This window comes from Rhodococcus qingshengii JCM 15477 (assembly GCF_023221595.1).
Classification (GTDB): domain Bacteria; phylum Actinomycetota; class Actinomycetes; order Mycobacteriales; family Mycobacteriaceae; genus Rhodococcus_F; species Rhodococcus_F qingshengii.
In genome coordinates, this window is sequence record NZ_CP096563.1 from 5,216,846 (window position 1) to 5,230,032 (window position 13,187).

13 protein-coding genes and 1 pseudogene are annotated in these 13,187 nt (G+C 61.9%); 6 read left to right on the forward strand and 8 right to left on the reverse strand.

Annotated elements, in window-relative coordinates; all coding sequences use genetic code 11:
* Positions 1–402: 402 nt before the first annotated feature.
* The 4 genes and pseudogenes from M0639_RS23885 to M0639_RS23900 form a co-directional block, all read right to left on the reverse strand.
* Positions 403–1,365: a DUF389 domain-containing protein gene (locus tag M0639_RS23885; protein WP_021332068.1), complete on the reverse strand. Its 963-nt coding sequence runs from the start codon at positions 1,363–1,365 to the stop codon at positions 403–405.
* A gap of 176 nt (positions 1,366–1,541) precedes the next feature.
* Positions 1,542–1,886 (reverse strand): annotated as a pseudogene (locus M0639_RS23890) (transposase); the annotation flags it as partial.
* Positions 1,887–1,909: 23 nt separating this feature from the next.
* Positions 1,910–2,077: a hypothetical protein gene (locus M0639_RS23895; protein WP_155277909.1), complete on the reverse strand. Its 168-nt coding sequence runs from the start codon at positions 2,075–2,077 to the stop codon at positions 1,910–1,912.
* 155 nt (positions 2,078–2,232) lie between these two features.
* Positions 2,233–2,586 carry a winged helix-turn-helix transcriptional regulator gene (locus M0639_RS23900; protein ID WP_007731459.1) on the reverse strand — a complete coding sequence of 118 codons (354 nt, stop codon included), beginning with the start codon at positions 2,584–2,586 and terminating at the stop codon, positions 2,233–2,235.
* A gap of 109 nt (positions 2,587–2,695) precedes the next feature.
* On the opposite strand from M0639_RS23900, the gene M0639_RS23905 reads away from it, so the two are divergent.
* From M0639_RS23905 to M0639_RS23925, 5 genes are all read left to right on the forward strand, one after another.
* Positions 2,696–3,316 carry a malonic semialdehyde reductase gene (locus M0639_RS23905; RefSeq protein ID WP_030535208.1) on the forward strand — a complete coding sequence of 207 codons (621 nt, stop codon included), beginning with the start codon at positions 2,696–2,698 and terminating at the stop codon, positions 3,314–3,316.
* Positions 3,317–3,616: 300 nt separating this feature from the next.
* The gene (locus tag M0639_RS23910) at positions 3,617–4,264 is read left to right on the forward strand and encodes an ABC transporter permease (RefSeq protein WP_054187726.1); all 648 of its coding nucleotides are present in this window, start codon (positions 3,617–3,619) and stop codon (positions 4,262–4,264) included.
* Positions 4,261–5,472 carry an ATP-binding cassette domain-containing protein gene (locus tag M0639_RS23915; protein WP_007731456.1) on the forward strand — a complete coding sequence of 404 codons (1,212 nt, stop codon included), beginning with the start codon at positions 4,261–4,263 and terminating at the stop codon, positions 5,470–5,472. The genes M0639_RS23910 and M0639_RS23915 overlap by 4 nt, the downstream gene beginning before the upstream one ends.
* 2 nt (positions 5,473–5,474) lie before the next feature.
* Positions 5,475–6,293, forward strand: a complete 819-nt coding sequence (locus tag M0639_RS23920) for an ABC transporter permease (RefSeq protein WP_003939758.1) — start codon at positions 5,475–5,477, stop codon at positions 6,291–6,293.
* The gene (locus M0639_RS23925) at positions 6,290–7,285 is read left to right on the forward strand and encodes a glycine betaine ABC transporter substrate-binding protein (RefSeq protein WP_003939988.1); all 996 of its coding nucleotides are present in this window, start codon (positions 6,290–6,292) and stop codon (positions 7,283–7,285) included. The genes M0639_RS23920 and M0639_RS23925 overlap by 4 nt, the downstream gene beginning before the upstream one ends.
* A 27-nt stretch (positions 7,286–7,312) precedes the next feature.
* Here the strand turns inward: M0639_RS23925 and M0639_RS23930 are convergent, their stop codons facing one another.
* Together M0639_RS23930 and M0639_RS23935 are read right to left on the reverse strand one after the other, a co-directional pair.
* A complete protein-coding gene (locus M0639_RS23930; protein WP_064073453.1) occupies positions 7,313–8,089 on the reverse strand; it encodes a trans-aconitate 2-methyltransferase in 777 nt (258 codons plus the stop codon).
* Between the two features lie 75 nt (positions 8,090–8,164).
* Entirely contained in the window at positions 8,165–9,202 is a 1,038-nt protein-coding gene (locus M0639_RS23935; protein WP_064073454.1) for a phosphatidylinositol-specific phospholipase C domain-containing protein, read from the reverse strand.
* Positions 9,203–9,392: 190 nt separating this feature from the next.
* Here M0639_RS23935 and M0639_RS23940 point away from each other — a divergent pair, with 190 nt between their 5' ends.
* A complete protein-coding gene (locus M0639_RS23940; RefSeq protein ID WP_064073455.1) occupies positions 9,393–10,931 on the forward strand; it encodes an acyl-CoA synthetase in 1,539 nt (512 codons plus the stop codon).
* Positions 10,932–10,950: 19 nt separating this feature from the next.
* On the opposite strand, the gene M0639_RS23945 is transcribed toward M0639_RS23940, so the two are convergent.
* Together M0639_RS23945 and M0639_RS23950 are read right to left on the reverse strand one after the other, a co-directional pair.
* Positions 10,951–12,015 (reverse strand): acyl-CoA dehydrogenase family protein, encoded by a 1,065-nt coding sequence (locus tag M0639_RS23945; RefSeq protein WP_030535203.1) that lies wholly within the window; start codon positions 12,013–12,015, stop codon positions 10,951–10,953.
* The gene (locus M0639_RS23950; protein ID WP_064073456.1) at positions 12,012–13,139 is read right to left on the reverse strand and encodes an acyl-CoA dehydrogenase family protein; all 1,128 of its coding nucleotides are present in this window, start codon (positions 13,137–13,139) and stop codon (positions 12,012–12,014) included. Before M0639_RS23950 ends, M0639_RS23945 begins: the two co-directional genes overlap by 4 nt.
* Between the last annotated feature and the right edge of the window lie 48 nt (positions 13,140–13,187).

The window sequence follows — 13,187 nt, forward strand, 5'->3', positions numbered from 1 at the left end:
AGGCCTCTCGACCACACGAACACTGTGTGATCCAGAACACTAGTTTTGGTTACGTTGCATCTACGTTGCGTAGATGTTTCGTCGCTACCAAGGAGAATCTCGACAAGTCTTGTCAAGCACTGCGGTAGGCCGTTTCCTCCGGCAGAGCCGTCGGCGCTGCAGGTCAGAAGGGTCTGAGTGAAGTCACGCGGCCAATCGGTTGCGTCTCGATTGATCCCCTTTTCCAGTCGCTGCAACCAGCCTGGAAGCCATGATCGGTACAGACAGCGGTACCCAGATCCGACAGTTCGCATGCCGGATCTGTTTGTCGCGACGTTTGTCGGCGCAGACATTCCCACCGATCCGCAAGACAGCTGTCAGCCTGAAGCCTCGAAAGTCCAGTTCCGGCAGTGGGTCAGGCGCCTACGGCGATGTGCCAGGCCTGGCGTCCCGGCGCGTGACTGATTTCCATTGGCGGCCGGATCGGGGCAACGAGAACAGCAGCAGCACAACTACTCCAGCGAGCACGATACCGATCAGATTGACACCGAGCTGAGCCAGCGAACTCAGCACGACATTCCACTTACCTGCGAAGACCGCAACGACCGCCAATCCCGCAGCTGGCACCGTCGTCACCGAGATGAACACCCCCACCAGGACCGTAGAGGTAGAGGTGACCGTTGCCAGCATGCCAGCCGCTCCCGCCAGCAGTGCTACCACCAGTGAGAACGGCCCCACCTCGTAGATGAAGTCGAATGCGCGGGCGTTCTCGACATCGCCGATTCCGACCCAGCCCAGACGAATCCACAGCAAGGTAGCCAGGCCGGTGAGGGCCATCGCGGCCGGAAACGAGATCGCGAGGGTACGAATCGAATTTCGCACGAGATCTTTGTCTCGACGTACCAGACCCACTGAAAGCGCTGCCAGCGGCCGGAACTCCGGCCCCACCACCATTGCACCGACCAGGGTCAGCGGCGACGCCGTGGCAACACCGACTGCCGAGAGCAAAAACGCGATCACCAGGAAGGCCAGGAACGCCGGAGTCAGTCGGGCACCTTCGCGCACCTGACCGAGCAACTGCTCCCACACCACTGTCTCGTCGGGTCTTCTCGGGGCCGCAGTGTCCGCCCGTTCTGCGGAGAAGGACAGCATGGTTCCCGCCGGCTCGAACGAAATACCGCCAGCCCTCACCAGGTCCAGAGCAGTCAACGCGGCAAGCACGTCGTTCGCGCATGCGCGGGCTACATCGGCCTCGATCACATCTCCCGGCGGATCGACAGCGGCTCTGAGTGCGAGTGTCACATGAGTAGCCCCAGGTTCGGCGGCCAACATGTTCAGCACATCTCCGGTCCGCTCACTCGGCGAGATGACACGCAGATGCAGCACAGTATTGTCTCCTTCAGCCGGCGGTGGCCTCGGGTGCAGGCAGCATCGACGGCCGGTCCATCACCGGAAACCATAGCGGGCTCGGACATGTCTCAACACCGTGGATTCTCAGCGCTACGAGCCACACTCCCCCCGGCGCACATACATCTACGGCACTGCGTTAGTCGCTAGGGCGCTCACGCAGCCGCGGCGGTAGTCGGTCCAAGTTGATAGATCGCGTTATCGCGGAGGAGCGCCCACCACACGTTCAGTCTCCGCCTCCCAACGCAAGAACCGCCTGCGTATGACACTGCCCCTCGGCCCGTTTGCGGGTACAAAAAGCCTACGACTGAGCGTTGTGCCGGATACTGTGCTGCGCGGACAGATAGAAGGCCCGCAACAGCCTGCGGTCGTACCTGCGCGGCCGGCGCAGATTTCCACTGACTCGGCCCGAATCTCGCGGCACAGGCGCTAGACCCTGAGATGCCGGCCAATCTGTCTGCGCTTCCGAACGCAGACACGTCACCACCCGTGGCGGCGACATCTGCCCAGCCACCCGCACCAGCTACCCGTTTGCGGCCTCGACCGCGGCGTCGTCAATCCGAGAGGCGTTGTATGCCTTCTTGTTCCGGAACCACACTTCCGACTTCGTCCGGCCGAATTTTCGAAGTCCGTCAGGCGATTGATAGGTCGAGTCGTCGAGAACACCGGGAGGCCGTTCTCCTTCAGCCATGCGAACAGCAGAACAAAAAAGAGCCATACCCGGCGTCCCCAGGCAGCCCCGAACCGACAAATGTTCGGCCAGTATCGCCCGGGAAAACGGTAAGGAAATAACAACTGGCAGCAACAGGACCCGCGCAGTCGCTGAACTGCCGTTCGAGCTAGCGCTCAGTTCGAGCAACTCTCGGGTGGCAGATTTTCGGCGGCCCACGTTGTCAGTTCACTGAGAGCGGGGAGCAGCGCCTGCCCCGACGCTGTGAGTTCGTACTCCACGGCGATGGGCGGACCTGCATCGACGCTCCTCGTCACCAGGCCTGCCCCTGCCAACTCCGTCAGGCGTTCCGAGAGCACCGAATCACTGATCCCACCCACCGCGCGCTTGAGTTCGGAGAATCCCGCCGGCCCGTTCAGCAGCGTGCCGAGAATGACGCCGTTCCACCGTTTGCCCAGGAAGCCGAACGCGCGGGCCAGAGCCCCGTCACATGCGCGGGGCTCGTGTCCCGCTTCGCTCTTGCTTGCCACCCCACCATCCTAGCCACAGTGCTAACGTATCCGTAGGCACTATTTTTTTACTAGCAACTAGCTTTACCGGGTGATGCTCGGTCGAGCTACCACGGAACGGAAACCCCCGATGTCTCTCGACGCAGCCACCCCATTCACCGCCCAGCAACTCGACGAAGCCGGCCGTGAACTCCTCTTCACTGCGGCTCGCACCGCCAACTCCTTCTCGAACGAACCTGTGACCGACGACGAACTGACTGCGATCTGGAAGCTCGCGAAGTGGGCACCGACCGCGGCCAACACCAATCCGCTACGTGTGCTGTTCGTCCGTACCGAGGAGGGCAAAGCACGCCTCGTCGAGCACATGGCAGACGGCAACAAAGCCAAGACCGAGGCCGCTCCGGCAGTTGCCGTTCTGGCGGTGGACACCGAGTTCTACAAGCACATCCCCAACCTGTTCCCCATTCGCCCGGAGATGAAGGACTACTTCGAATCCGACGAGGCTGCCGCCAGTTCGACGAGTCGGTTCAATGCCGCACTTCAGGCCGGCTATGTGATCCTCGCGATTCGCGCACAGGGTCTGGTCGCCGGCCCGATGGCCGGGTTCGACGCCGACGGCATCGACGGCGAATTCTTCGCAGACGGACGTTTCAAGACGATCCTCGTGGTGAACATCGGCCATCCCGGTGAGAACCCCTGGTTCGATCGTCTGCCGCGCCTCTCCGATGAGGATGCGCTCAGCTGGGCCTGAGGCCAATTCGGACAAATCAAGCAATGCGGGAGAGTTCTGCGGAACTCTCCCGCTTTGCCATCTCCAGCGCGTTTCAACTCTGCTCGCAGTGGGTACATACCCGCGTCTCGCAAAATCTCACGTCCAGAACAACATCCGACACGCTGCAATCGGAATTAGTTGCAGTATCTCAGTTTTTGGACGACAGTCGAGGGAAACCCCTCGGCCTACGGAGGCTGTGGGGAAAGCCCTTGTGCGCCGGTCGGTGTCGAGGGAAGACGTTCGAGCGAGCAGAAGTCCGAAGAAAGTGGGTTCGGAAATATGGGCGCGCTATGGGATTTTGTCGTTGCACGACGACAACAGTTGTTGACCGACTCGTACCTTCATGTTTCAGCAGTTATCCAGTCCGTGATCATCGCGACGATCGCCGCCGTGATCATCGGCATTCTCGTCTACCGGAGCCCGGCGGGATCCTCCATCGCTACGGCGTTGGCCAGCACGATCCTGACGGTTCCTTCATTCGCCCTCCTCGGACTGCTCATTCCGATTCTCGGTCTCGGCGTCGCTCCCACGATCACCGCGTTGATCTTGTATGCCCTGCTCCCGATCATTCGGAACACGATCATCGGTCTGGATGCAGTCAACCCGGCGATCACGGACGCAGCCCGCGGTGTCGGAATGAATCGCATGCACGTACTGAGTCGAATCGAGCTACCGATCGCGTGGCCGTCGATCCTCACCGGCATGCGGGTCAGTACACAGATGCTCATGGGCATCCTCGCCATCGCGGCGTACGCCAAAGGCCCTGGTCTGGGAAACCTGATCTTCTCCGGACTCTCGCGTGTCGGTAGCCCGAATGCTGTTCCGCAAGCGCTGGTCGGCACCGTACTGATCGTCATTCTCGCTCTGATTCTCGACGGAATCTACGTCGTCATCGGTCGTCTCACTACTTCGAAGGGGCTGCAATGACTGAAACCATTCCGTCTGACGTATCCACAGATCAGAAGGTATCCGGGGTCGAGATCGTCCTGGAGTCCGTCACCAAGCGGTACCCGGGCCAGAAAGCTGCAGCGGTGGACAATGTTTCGCTGACTGTTCCGGCTGGTGAGATCGTGGTCTTCGTCGGACCTTCGGGTTGCGGCAAAACAACGACGATGCGCATGATCAACCGCCTGATCGAACCTACCTCCGGCAAGATCACCATCGACGGCAAGGACGCGCTGTCGATCGACCCGGACAAGCTCCGCCGTGGCATCGGGTACTCGATCCAGCAGGCAGGCTTGTTCCCGCACTTCACGATTGCGAAGAACGTCGCGACTGTCCCGGGTCTGATCGGTTGGGACAAGAAACGTATCGCAGCGCGCACCGACGAGATGCTCGACCTCGTAGGCCTCGATCCCGATACCTATCGCGACCGCTACCCTCGCCAATTGTCCGGCGGGCAGCAACAGCGTGTGGGCGTGGCGCGGGCGCTGGCTGCCGATCCTCCGGTGCTGTTGATGGACGAACCTTTCGGTGCCGTCGATCCGATCACCCGCGGCCTGCTCCAGGACGAACTGATGCGTCTGCAGTCGGAGTTGGGTAAGACCATCGTCTTCGTCACGCACGATTTCAACGAGGCAGTCAAACTCGGTGACCGTATTGCCGTGCTGGGCAATCAGTCCAGCATCATGCAGTACGACACTCCGGAAGCGATTCTCGCCAATCCCGCAAACGACATGGTCGCCGGATTTGTCGGGGCGGACGCCTCGCTCAAGCAGCTGACCCTGACACGCGTGCGCCAGATCAAACTCAAGCAGTGCCTCACCGCCCGCGAAACCGATTCGGTCGATGATTTGAGAACCGCACTCGCAGCGCGTAAGTGGAAGTGGGCCCTGATTCTCGATCAGCGCGGACGGCCGCTTCGCTGGGTCTCGCCCGGCCACCTCGCCCATGCGTCGACTCTTCGAGGTGTCGGTAACGAGATCGGCGAAGCCGTGTCCATCCAGTCCACCCTGCAGGATGCTTTGGAAGCTCTTCTCGCAGAGAGCAATGCGTCCACCGTGGTCACCGGACGGCGTGGCGAGTACGTCGGTCTCATCACCATCGACACACTGGTCAGCCATCTTTCCGAAATGCGCGAGGAGCATGCGCACGACCACGACGAAGAGCCAGACACCGAGAACGTCGAGGGTTGAACATGACTGCCACGACAGAGGAGCGCGTCTCCGCGCCTGAGATGGAACCGGACGCCCCCGATCTGGGTGCGGCCGAGAACGCCGCCACGCGCCGTGCGGAACGGATGCGACTGTATGTGCAGCCGGTCATCGTCCTGATCCTGGTTGCGGGCGTGTTGATCTGGGCATTCAGCCGAGATCTCAACGCGACGCAGAAGGCGAGCATCAACCTCGACAACATCGTCACTCTGACCTGGCAGCACGTACTGATCACCGCCGCCGTGGTCATCATCGTCGTCGCCATCGCGGTTCCACTCGGAACCCTGCTGACCAGGCCGAAATTCACCCGCCTGGCACCGTTCTTCGTGGGAATAGCCAACATCGGAGCCGCAGCGCCTGCCATCGGCCTGCTCGTGCTGTTCTATCTCGCGACAAGAACGACCGGCTTCTGGATCGGCGTGTTTCCCATTGCGTTCTATTCGTTGCTTCCGGTGCTGCGCAACACCATCCTCGGCTACCAGCAAGTGGACAAGACCTTGATCGATGCGGGGCGCGGGCAGGGAATGTCTTCGCTCACGGTCCTACGTCAACTCGAGTTCCCGATGGCCGTCCCGTACATCCTTGCAGGACTGCGTACTTCGCTCGTTCTGGCCGTCGGTACCGCGACGCTGTGCTTCCTGGTCAGTGCCGGCGGACTCGGCATTCTGATCGACACCGGATACAAGCTCCGCGACAACGTCACCCTCGTGGTCGGTGCCGTACTGGCGGTGTCGCTGGCCTTGCTGATCGACTGGCTCGGCGCGCTCGCCGAAACTTATCTCGGGCCCAAGGGATTGCGATGACCAAGACTTCGATCACCAGAACGTGGGGCTGGAAACTCGCGGTTGCCACGATCGGCCTCACACTTGTCGCTTCGTGTGGTCTCGAGTCCGGTGGCGCACTGCCCCTGGCCGTCGGCCCCGGCAGCATCGAGCCGGTTCCGGAGCTCGAGGGTGTGAAGATGACCGTCGGCTCCAAGGACTTCACCGAGCAGATCGTGCTCGGGTACGTCATCGAATTCGCGATGGCCGCTGCGGGCGCGGATGTTCGAGATCTCACGAACATCCAGGGCTCGAACAGCACCCGTGACGCACAGTTGAACGGCCAGATCGATCTTGCGTACGAATACACCGGAACCGGCTGGATCAACTACCTCGGCAACGAGACACCGCTTCCCGATTCGCAGGCGCAGTTCGAGGCCGTCCGCGATGCGGACCTTGCTGCGAACGACATGGTGTGGACCGATCCGGCGCCGATGAACAATACGTATGCATTGGCGATGAGCAAGGAGACCGCTGAGAAGACCGGTGTCAAGACCGTTTCCGACTACGCGAAGTTGGTCGAATCCGATCCCGGAGCTGCGGTGACGTGCGTCGAGACCGAGTTCAACGTCCGCCAGGACGGATATCCCGGCCTGGCAGCGAAATACGGTTTCGACGCCTCTCGTGCCCAACGCCAGATCCTGCAGACCGGCATCATCTACCAGGCGACAGCCGATGGCGATCAGTGCAAGTTCGGCGAGGTGTTCACCACCGACGGTCGCATCATCGCACTCGATCTCGTTCTGCTCGACGACGATCTCCAGTTCTTCCCGAAATACAATCCGGCACTGGTGATGAAAAAGGACTTCGCGGAAGCACATCCGCAGGTAGCAGAAGTCATGGCACCGATCTCGGAGCGACTGACCAACGAGGTGATGACCGAGCTCAACCGGCAGGTCGACGTCGACGGCAAGGAGCCGGCGGACGTGGCCCGCGACTGGCTGGTCTCGGAAGGCTTTGTCACGGCGCAGTGATCGGCTGACCGCAACCCAGCCGAGTAGTTACCGTTTGCGTCCGACGCAGAACACCCGCCGGAACGGAAAGAGCGTTCCGGCGGCTGTTGCGGGGTAGGCCTCCCTCAGCAGATCGGAATACTGACGCTCGAACTCCGGAGCGTCAGCTTCGCCGAGAACGTCGAGCACGGGTCGTAACCCCGTCCCCCGTACCCATCCGAGCACCGGGTCGGCACCTGCCAGCGCGTGTACGTACGTCGTCTCCCAGGCGTCGACGTCGAATCCGTGTTCTTGGAGACGCTGCGCGTACTGAACTGGACTGTCGACGCCTTCCGGGCCGCGTAGGACGCCACCCAGTCGCTCACTCCATTCCGCTGATTCCGCGAGATCTCGCATGAGCGCATGGGACGGAGCATCGAAGTTACCCGGCACCTGCCACGCCAGCCACGATCCGGATTCCAGGGTGTCCGCCCACTGGTCGATCAGCTCGCGATGGCTCGGAACCCACTGCAATGCAGCGTTACTGACGACCACGTCGTAACCGGTGGCGTCGAAGGACATGATGTCCCCCAACTCGACGGTGACGTTTCCCGGTAGGTCTGTAGGGGCCTGCGCGACCATTTCGGGAGACGAGTCGAATCCGGATACCGAGGCGTCCGGCCATCTTTCCCCGAGCATCGCGGTCAGGGTGCCTGATCCGCAGCCGAGGTCGGCTACCCGCGTCGGGTCTTCGGTGGCCACCCGTGACACCAGGTCCACGAACGGGCGTGACCGCTCACCCGAATAGCGGCCGTAGACTTCGGGATTCCACGTGACAGTGCGCATGAACCCATCCTGCACCCTGTTCCTGAGAATTGCCGCCCGTCAGATCTCGCTCTTCACGATCCGGCCATTCGAAAATCACCGACGCGGCACCACGGTGGACAGTACGTTCGGCAACCTCGACCAGTCCGCAGTGATGTAACTTGCGTGCTGCCCGGCCAACAGGTCGAGACGCTCGCTCACCTCGGTTTCGGTGGCATGGGTTCCGTCGATCTGCGGAGCGACCTTGTGCGCGTCGGTCATGACGAGCAGGTAGCCGCGATCGTGGTACCAACTCGGATCCACGACTCCGGCGGTGTAGTCGAGAGCGTCGCCGTCGAAAATCACGAACCACGGACGGATCCCCGGGTCGGTATAGCGGTCGAGACGTGGGTCTCCCGGTGATGCACGGTGAACAGCGGGAAAGGCGGCGCCGAGTTCGACGAGCCCGGCGGAGGACAGATCTCGCAGGTGCGTCGCATACTGCCGGTCCGTCCACTCCGTATCGAGAGGGTTTCCCTCCTCGATCGTTCCCGGTATCAGCTCGAACAGAAATTTCCCGGTCATTTCGGAATTGCTCGGCCATCCACGCTCGGTGACGGCGGCATCCGGGGTGGAGTAGGACTCCCCCATCAAATCGGCCGGCGTGAAAACCGCGTCTCCGAGTGTCCCGAGAATCAGGGCGTCGAGATCCGCGGGCCCACGTCCGTACCCGGCAGTGAACCCGTCCTTGATTTCCAACTTGATCATCACCGGCGGGTGCTCGGGATTGGCCTCGTGCCACGCCCGCATATCTGCCAGGCATCCACGGAATCCCTGATCTCGTAGACCGCTTCGCAACCCGGATGCGTCCTGAGCGCCGACGCAGTTGCTCTCGCTCGCCACCGGATTCATGTGCGACACACGCCAGTCCGGACCGCCCCCGTTGGTCCACAGGTCCAGCTCGAGCAACGACGCCCCGGAATCCAAAGCGTCGGCGAAGTACGGAAACGTCGCCTTCTCGTAGGAATTGTGGACCCCGACTGACGTGGTCTCGGAAAACGAGCGCACTTGGTTCGTAGTCGTTTCGGCGCCGGCAGAGGGCGCCGAGACGACCGCCACGAACGCACTCATACCGGCTACCAGGATTGCTCGCATGTTCGACACTCTCGCAGAAATCACCCCACGGCAGGATGGAATCGTCAGAGTTAACTGGACAATCGTCTAGATTGCACCGGAGTGGGGCATGATTTCAGGCGGTGGGTAAGGGCAATTGTCAGGCCCATAGCATCAGTGCCGGAACTGATCCGAGTCAGAGCACTCGCCGCACACTCGCAGGAGGAATCGCATGCAGCTGACTCAATTCGTTCACCGATCCCTACGAGCGTCGCCCGAAGCGGTGATGACGATCTCCGATGGCCGAGTGCGCACGTCTCGCGAATCGGTCGACCGGATCAAAAGGCTCGCGGGCGGGCTGCAGACGTTAGGCCTGCGCACCGGTGACAGAGTCGCGATCTTGGCATCGAACTCCGACTACTACCACGAGGCGCTCCTGGCCTGCTGGTGGTTCGGAGCAGTGGCCAGTCCGGTCAATTCTCGCTGGAGCACGGCGGAAATCAGGTACGCCCTGGAAGATTCAGGGTCGACGGTATTACTCGTGGACGAGAATTTTGCTTCCGTCGGATCTACCCTTCGCGAGGCGTGTCCAGGCCTGACCACTGTCGTCTACTGCGGCAACGACCGAGTTCCGGACGGAATGCTCGACTACGAACAGGTGATCGCGGAGGCGATTCCGGTCGACGATCTGCGCGTCGGCGGCGACACGCTTGCACTACTCCTCTACACCGGCGGGACCACCGGAGTGCCGAAGGGCGTGATGATCAGCCATCAAGCGCTGATGACCTCGGCGCTGGGCACTCTCGCGGCAGGCGGCGTGGCAATCAGCAACGGAACGAACCTCGCGGTGAACCCTCTGTTTCACATTGCCGGGATAGTCGGATGGTTGGCTCAGTCGCTGATGGGTGGAACTCAGGTCTTCGTACCGAACTTCAGCCCACGGACGTTCCTCGAGGCCGTGGACCGCTATCGCCCGACAACCGTGGGTCTGGTGCCGACAATGCTCCAGATGTTGGTCGCCCACAAAAACGAAACGGGCGAAGACGCAACCACCTACGATCTGTCCAGCGTCAGGATCCTGAGATACGGCGCTTCGCCCATATCTCCGACGCTTCTCGGGCAGGTCATGCAAATGTTCCCCAACAGTTCCTTCGCTCAGGGCTACGGGATGACTGAAACCGCGCACATCAGCATGCTGAGTCCAGCCGATCACCTCGAAGGTGGTGATCTCCTCCGCAGCGCTGGTCGCGCGCTCCCTCATTGCGAGGTGAAAATCGTCGACCCGGCCGGCTCGGAACTCCCACCCGGCAAGGTGGGCGAAATCGTCACGTTCGGCAGCCACGTCATGCTCGGATACTGGAACAAACCGAAGGAGACCGCAGAAGTGCTCCGCGACGGGTGGATGCATACCGGCGACGCCGGATACCTCGACGCCCGCGGTTACCTGTTCATCGTCGATCGCATCAAGGACATGATCGTCACCGGTGGCGAGAACGTCTACTCCACCGAGGTCGAAAACGCTCTGGCACAACACGAATCCGTCGCGGCCTGTTCCGTGATCGGTCTGCCCGATGCCCAGTGGGGCGAGCGTGTCCATGCCGTGGTCGTCCTTCGGCATGGTTTCGACGCCGACGCCGACGAACTGCGCGCTCACGTGAAAACGCTGATAGCCGGATACAAATCTCCGCGCACTTTCCAATTCGTCGATGCATTGCCGCTGTCGGCAGCAGGCAAGGTGCTGAAGCGCGATCTTCGCTGCAACGCAACGTAATCCTTTACGACGGTCAGGATTACAGCTTCAATGTCGGTTCTGGGTCGGTGATCAAGCGGTGCAGTGACGGCGACGCCGCTACGGCCTCTCCTAGTTGCGTCGCACTCGCGATTTCGTCGCCGAACTCCGATCGCCAGGCGTGCAGTCGACGCGTCAGTTGTTGCAATCGGTATTCGCGGGTCATGCCGATTGCACCGTGTGCCTGGTGGGCGGCGCGGACGCTCACGAGCGCATTCTGCGAAACCACCAATTTGGTTGCGCTCACTTCGAAGTCGGCGTCGCCTCTGATGAGTGCATGTGCAGTGCGATCGACGGCCAGCGTGGACATCGAAGCCATCTGAGCAAGCGTCACGATATGCTGCTGGACTGCTTGAAACTGCGCGACGGGCCTACCGAATTGCACCCGGTCGGACACATAGCGCCGGGTCAACGTCGACGCCGACTCCATCGCTCCCGACATCTGCACCGAGCGCAAGAACGCGCCGAGCTTGCTGAGAATCCGGGCATCGACCGGGTTGTCGCCGTCAATGGTCCGCGCTTCGGAGAACGTCAGGCTCTCACGCGGTTGCCCCGCAAGATCCGTCCCGCCACCGATCTCGGCGTCGGAGATGTCAAGGAGTACGACGCGATCACCGAGAACTGCTGCCAGCACTGATGCGGCACTACCCCACGGCACGTCGTGAAAGGTTCCCGACAGGAAACCGTCGTCGGTCCGGCGCACATCGTCGCGCGGCGAACCCGGGGCGACCGTTGCGATTCCGGAGGGCACGGGTAACCCGCCCGCTGTTGCCAGCCTGCCCGCGAGGTACGTCTCGGCGAGCGGCAGCGGCGCAGCGTGCCTCGCCGCCGCGCGCTGGACAGTCACGGCGTCGAGGAGCGAGCCACCGGAACCACCAACCGATTCGGGAAGACCGACCAGAGGTAACCCTAGTTCGACTGCCGCGCTCCATAATCCGGCGGGCAGACCGCCGATCTCCGCCTGCGCTACCACCTCGGTGCCGGACTTCTCGGCGAAAAATTGCTCGACCATCGATTCGAGGTCGGCGTCGAATGTGTACGCGTTGATCTGTGACCCCGAATTCATCGGTCCAACCCTTTCATGATCACGGTGCGGAGAATTTCGTTGGTACCGCCGCGAATCGACCACGACGGCGCCACCAGCACGGCCCGGGCGAGCAGCGACTCGTACGGATCGTCGGATGCAAGGTCCGGAGCCCGGCCGAGGTGCCGCGCGACGGTCGCAACACAGTCCTGTTCGAAGCGTGTTGCAATCTCCTTGATCAGCGCGGCCTCCGTGACCGGCGAGCGACCGGCGTCGACCATCCGTGCGATGGACAGCGACATCCCGCGAAAAGCCCAGCAGCGTGCGGTAATCGAGCCCAGATCGGCGAGGGCAGCTGGACCGCCTTGCGCTGCTTGGTTGGCCGCGAAGTTCTCGAGGACCGGCATCAGCGACATCCAACGGTCGACGCCACCTCGCTCGAGTGCGAGTTCACCGGTGTTTTGTCCCCAGCCCGCTCCGACGTCTCCGAGGCGACGCGAATCCGGCACGAAAACATCCTGGAACGACACCTCGCAGAAGTCCTCACTACCGTCGATGAACGGAATGGGTGAGACGGTCAGACCCTCGCTGTCGCGATCGACGATCAGCTGAGTGAGTCCGTTGTGCTTGTCTGCCGAGGTTCGAAGCAGGGCGAGTATGTGTGTGGCGTGGAAGGCGCCGGTGGTCCAGATCTTGGTGCCGTTGACTTTCCAGCCACCATCGACACGTTCGGCGCGAGTGCGCACCGATGCCAGGTCCGAACCCGAGTCGGGCTCACTCATCCCGATCGAGAACGAGAACTCACCGCTCGCGATACCGGGAAGGAAGTACCGCTTCTGTTCTTCCGTGCCGTTGGCGGCGATGCTCGGACCCGACTGTCTGTCTCCGATCCAGTGATAGCCGACCGGCGCTCCCCGCGCGAGAAGTTCTTCGACGACGACCAATCGATCCACTGCTGACCGTCCGCCCCCGCCGTATTCCTTCGGCAGCGACATGCCGAGCCACCCACGTCGACCCAGATCTCGCGAGAACACCGGATCCACCGCCCCGGCCATCCCGAGTCCGAGCGAGTAGGTACCGGGGGTGAGTCGCTTGTCGAGGTACTCCCGCACGTCAGCCTGAAGAGCAAGCTCCTCGATCGTCAGTTCTGTTGCGTCGAAACGCATGACGTCTCCGATCAGTTTCGTGAGTCGATCCGCCGCCCGTGGCGCTTA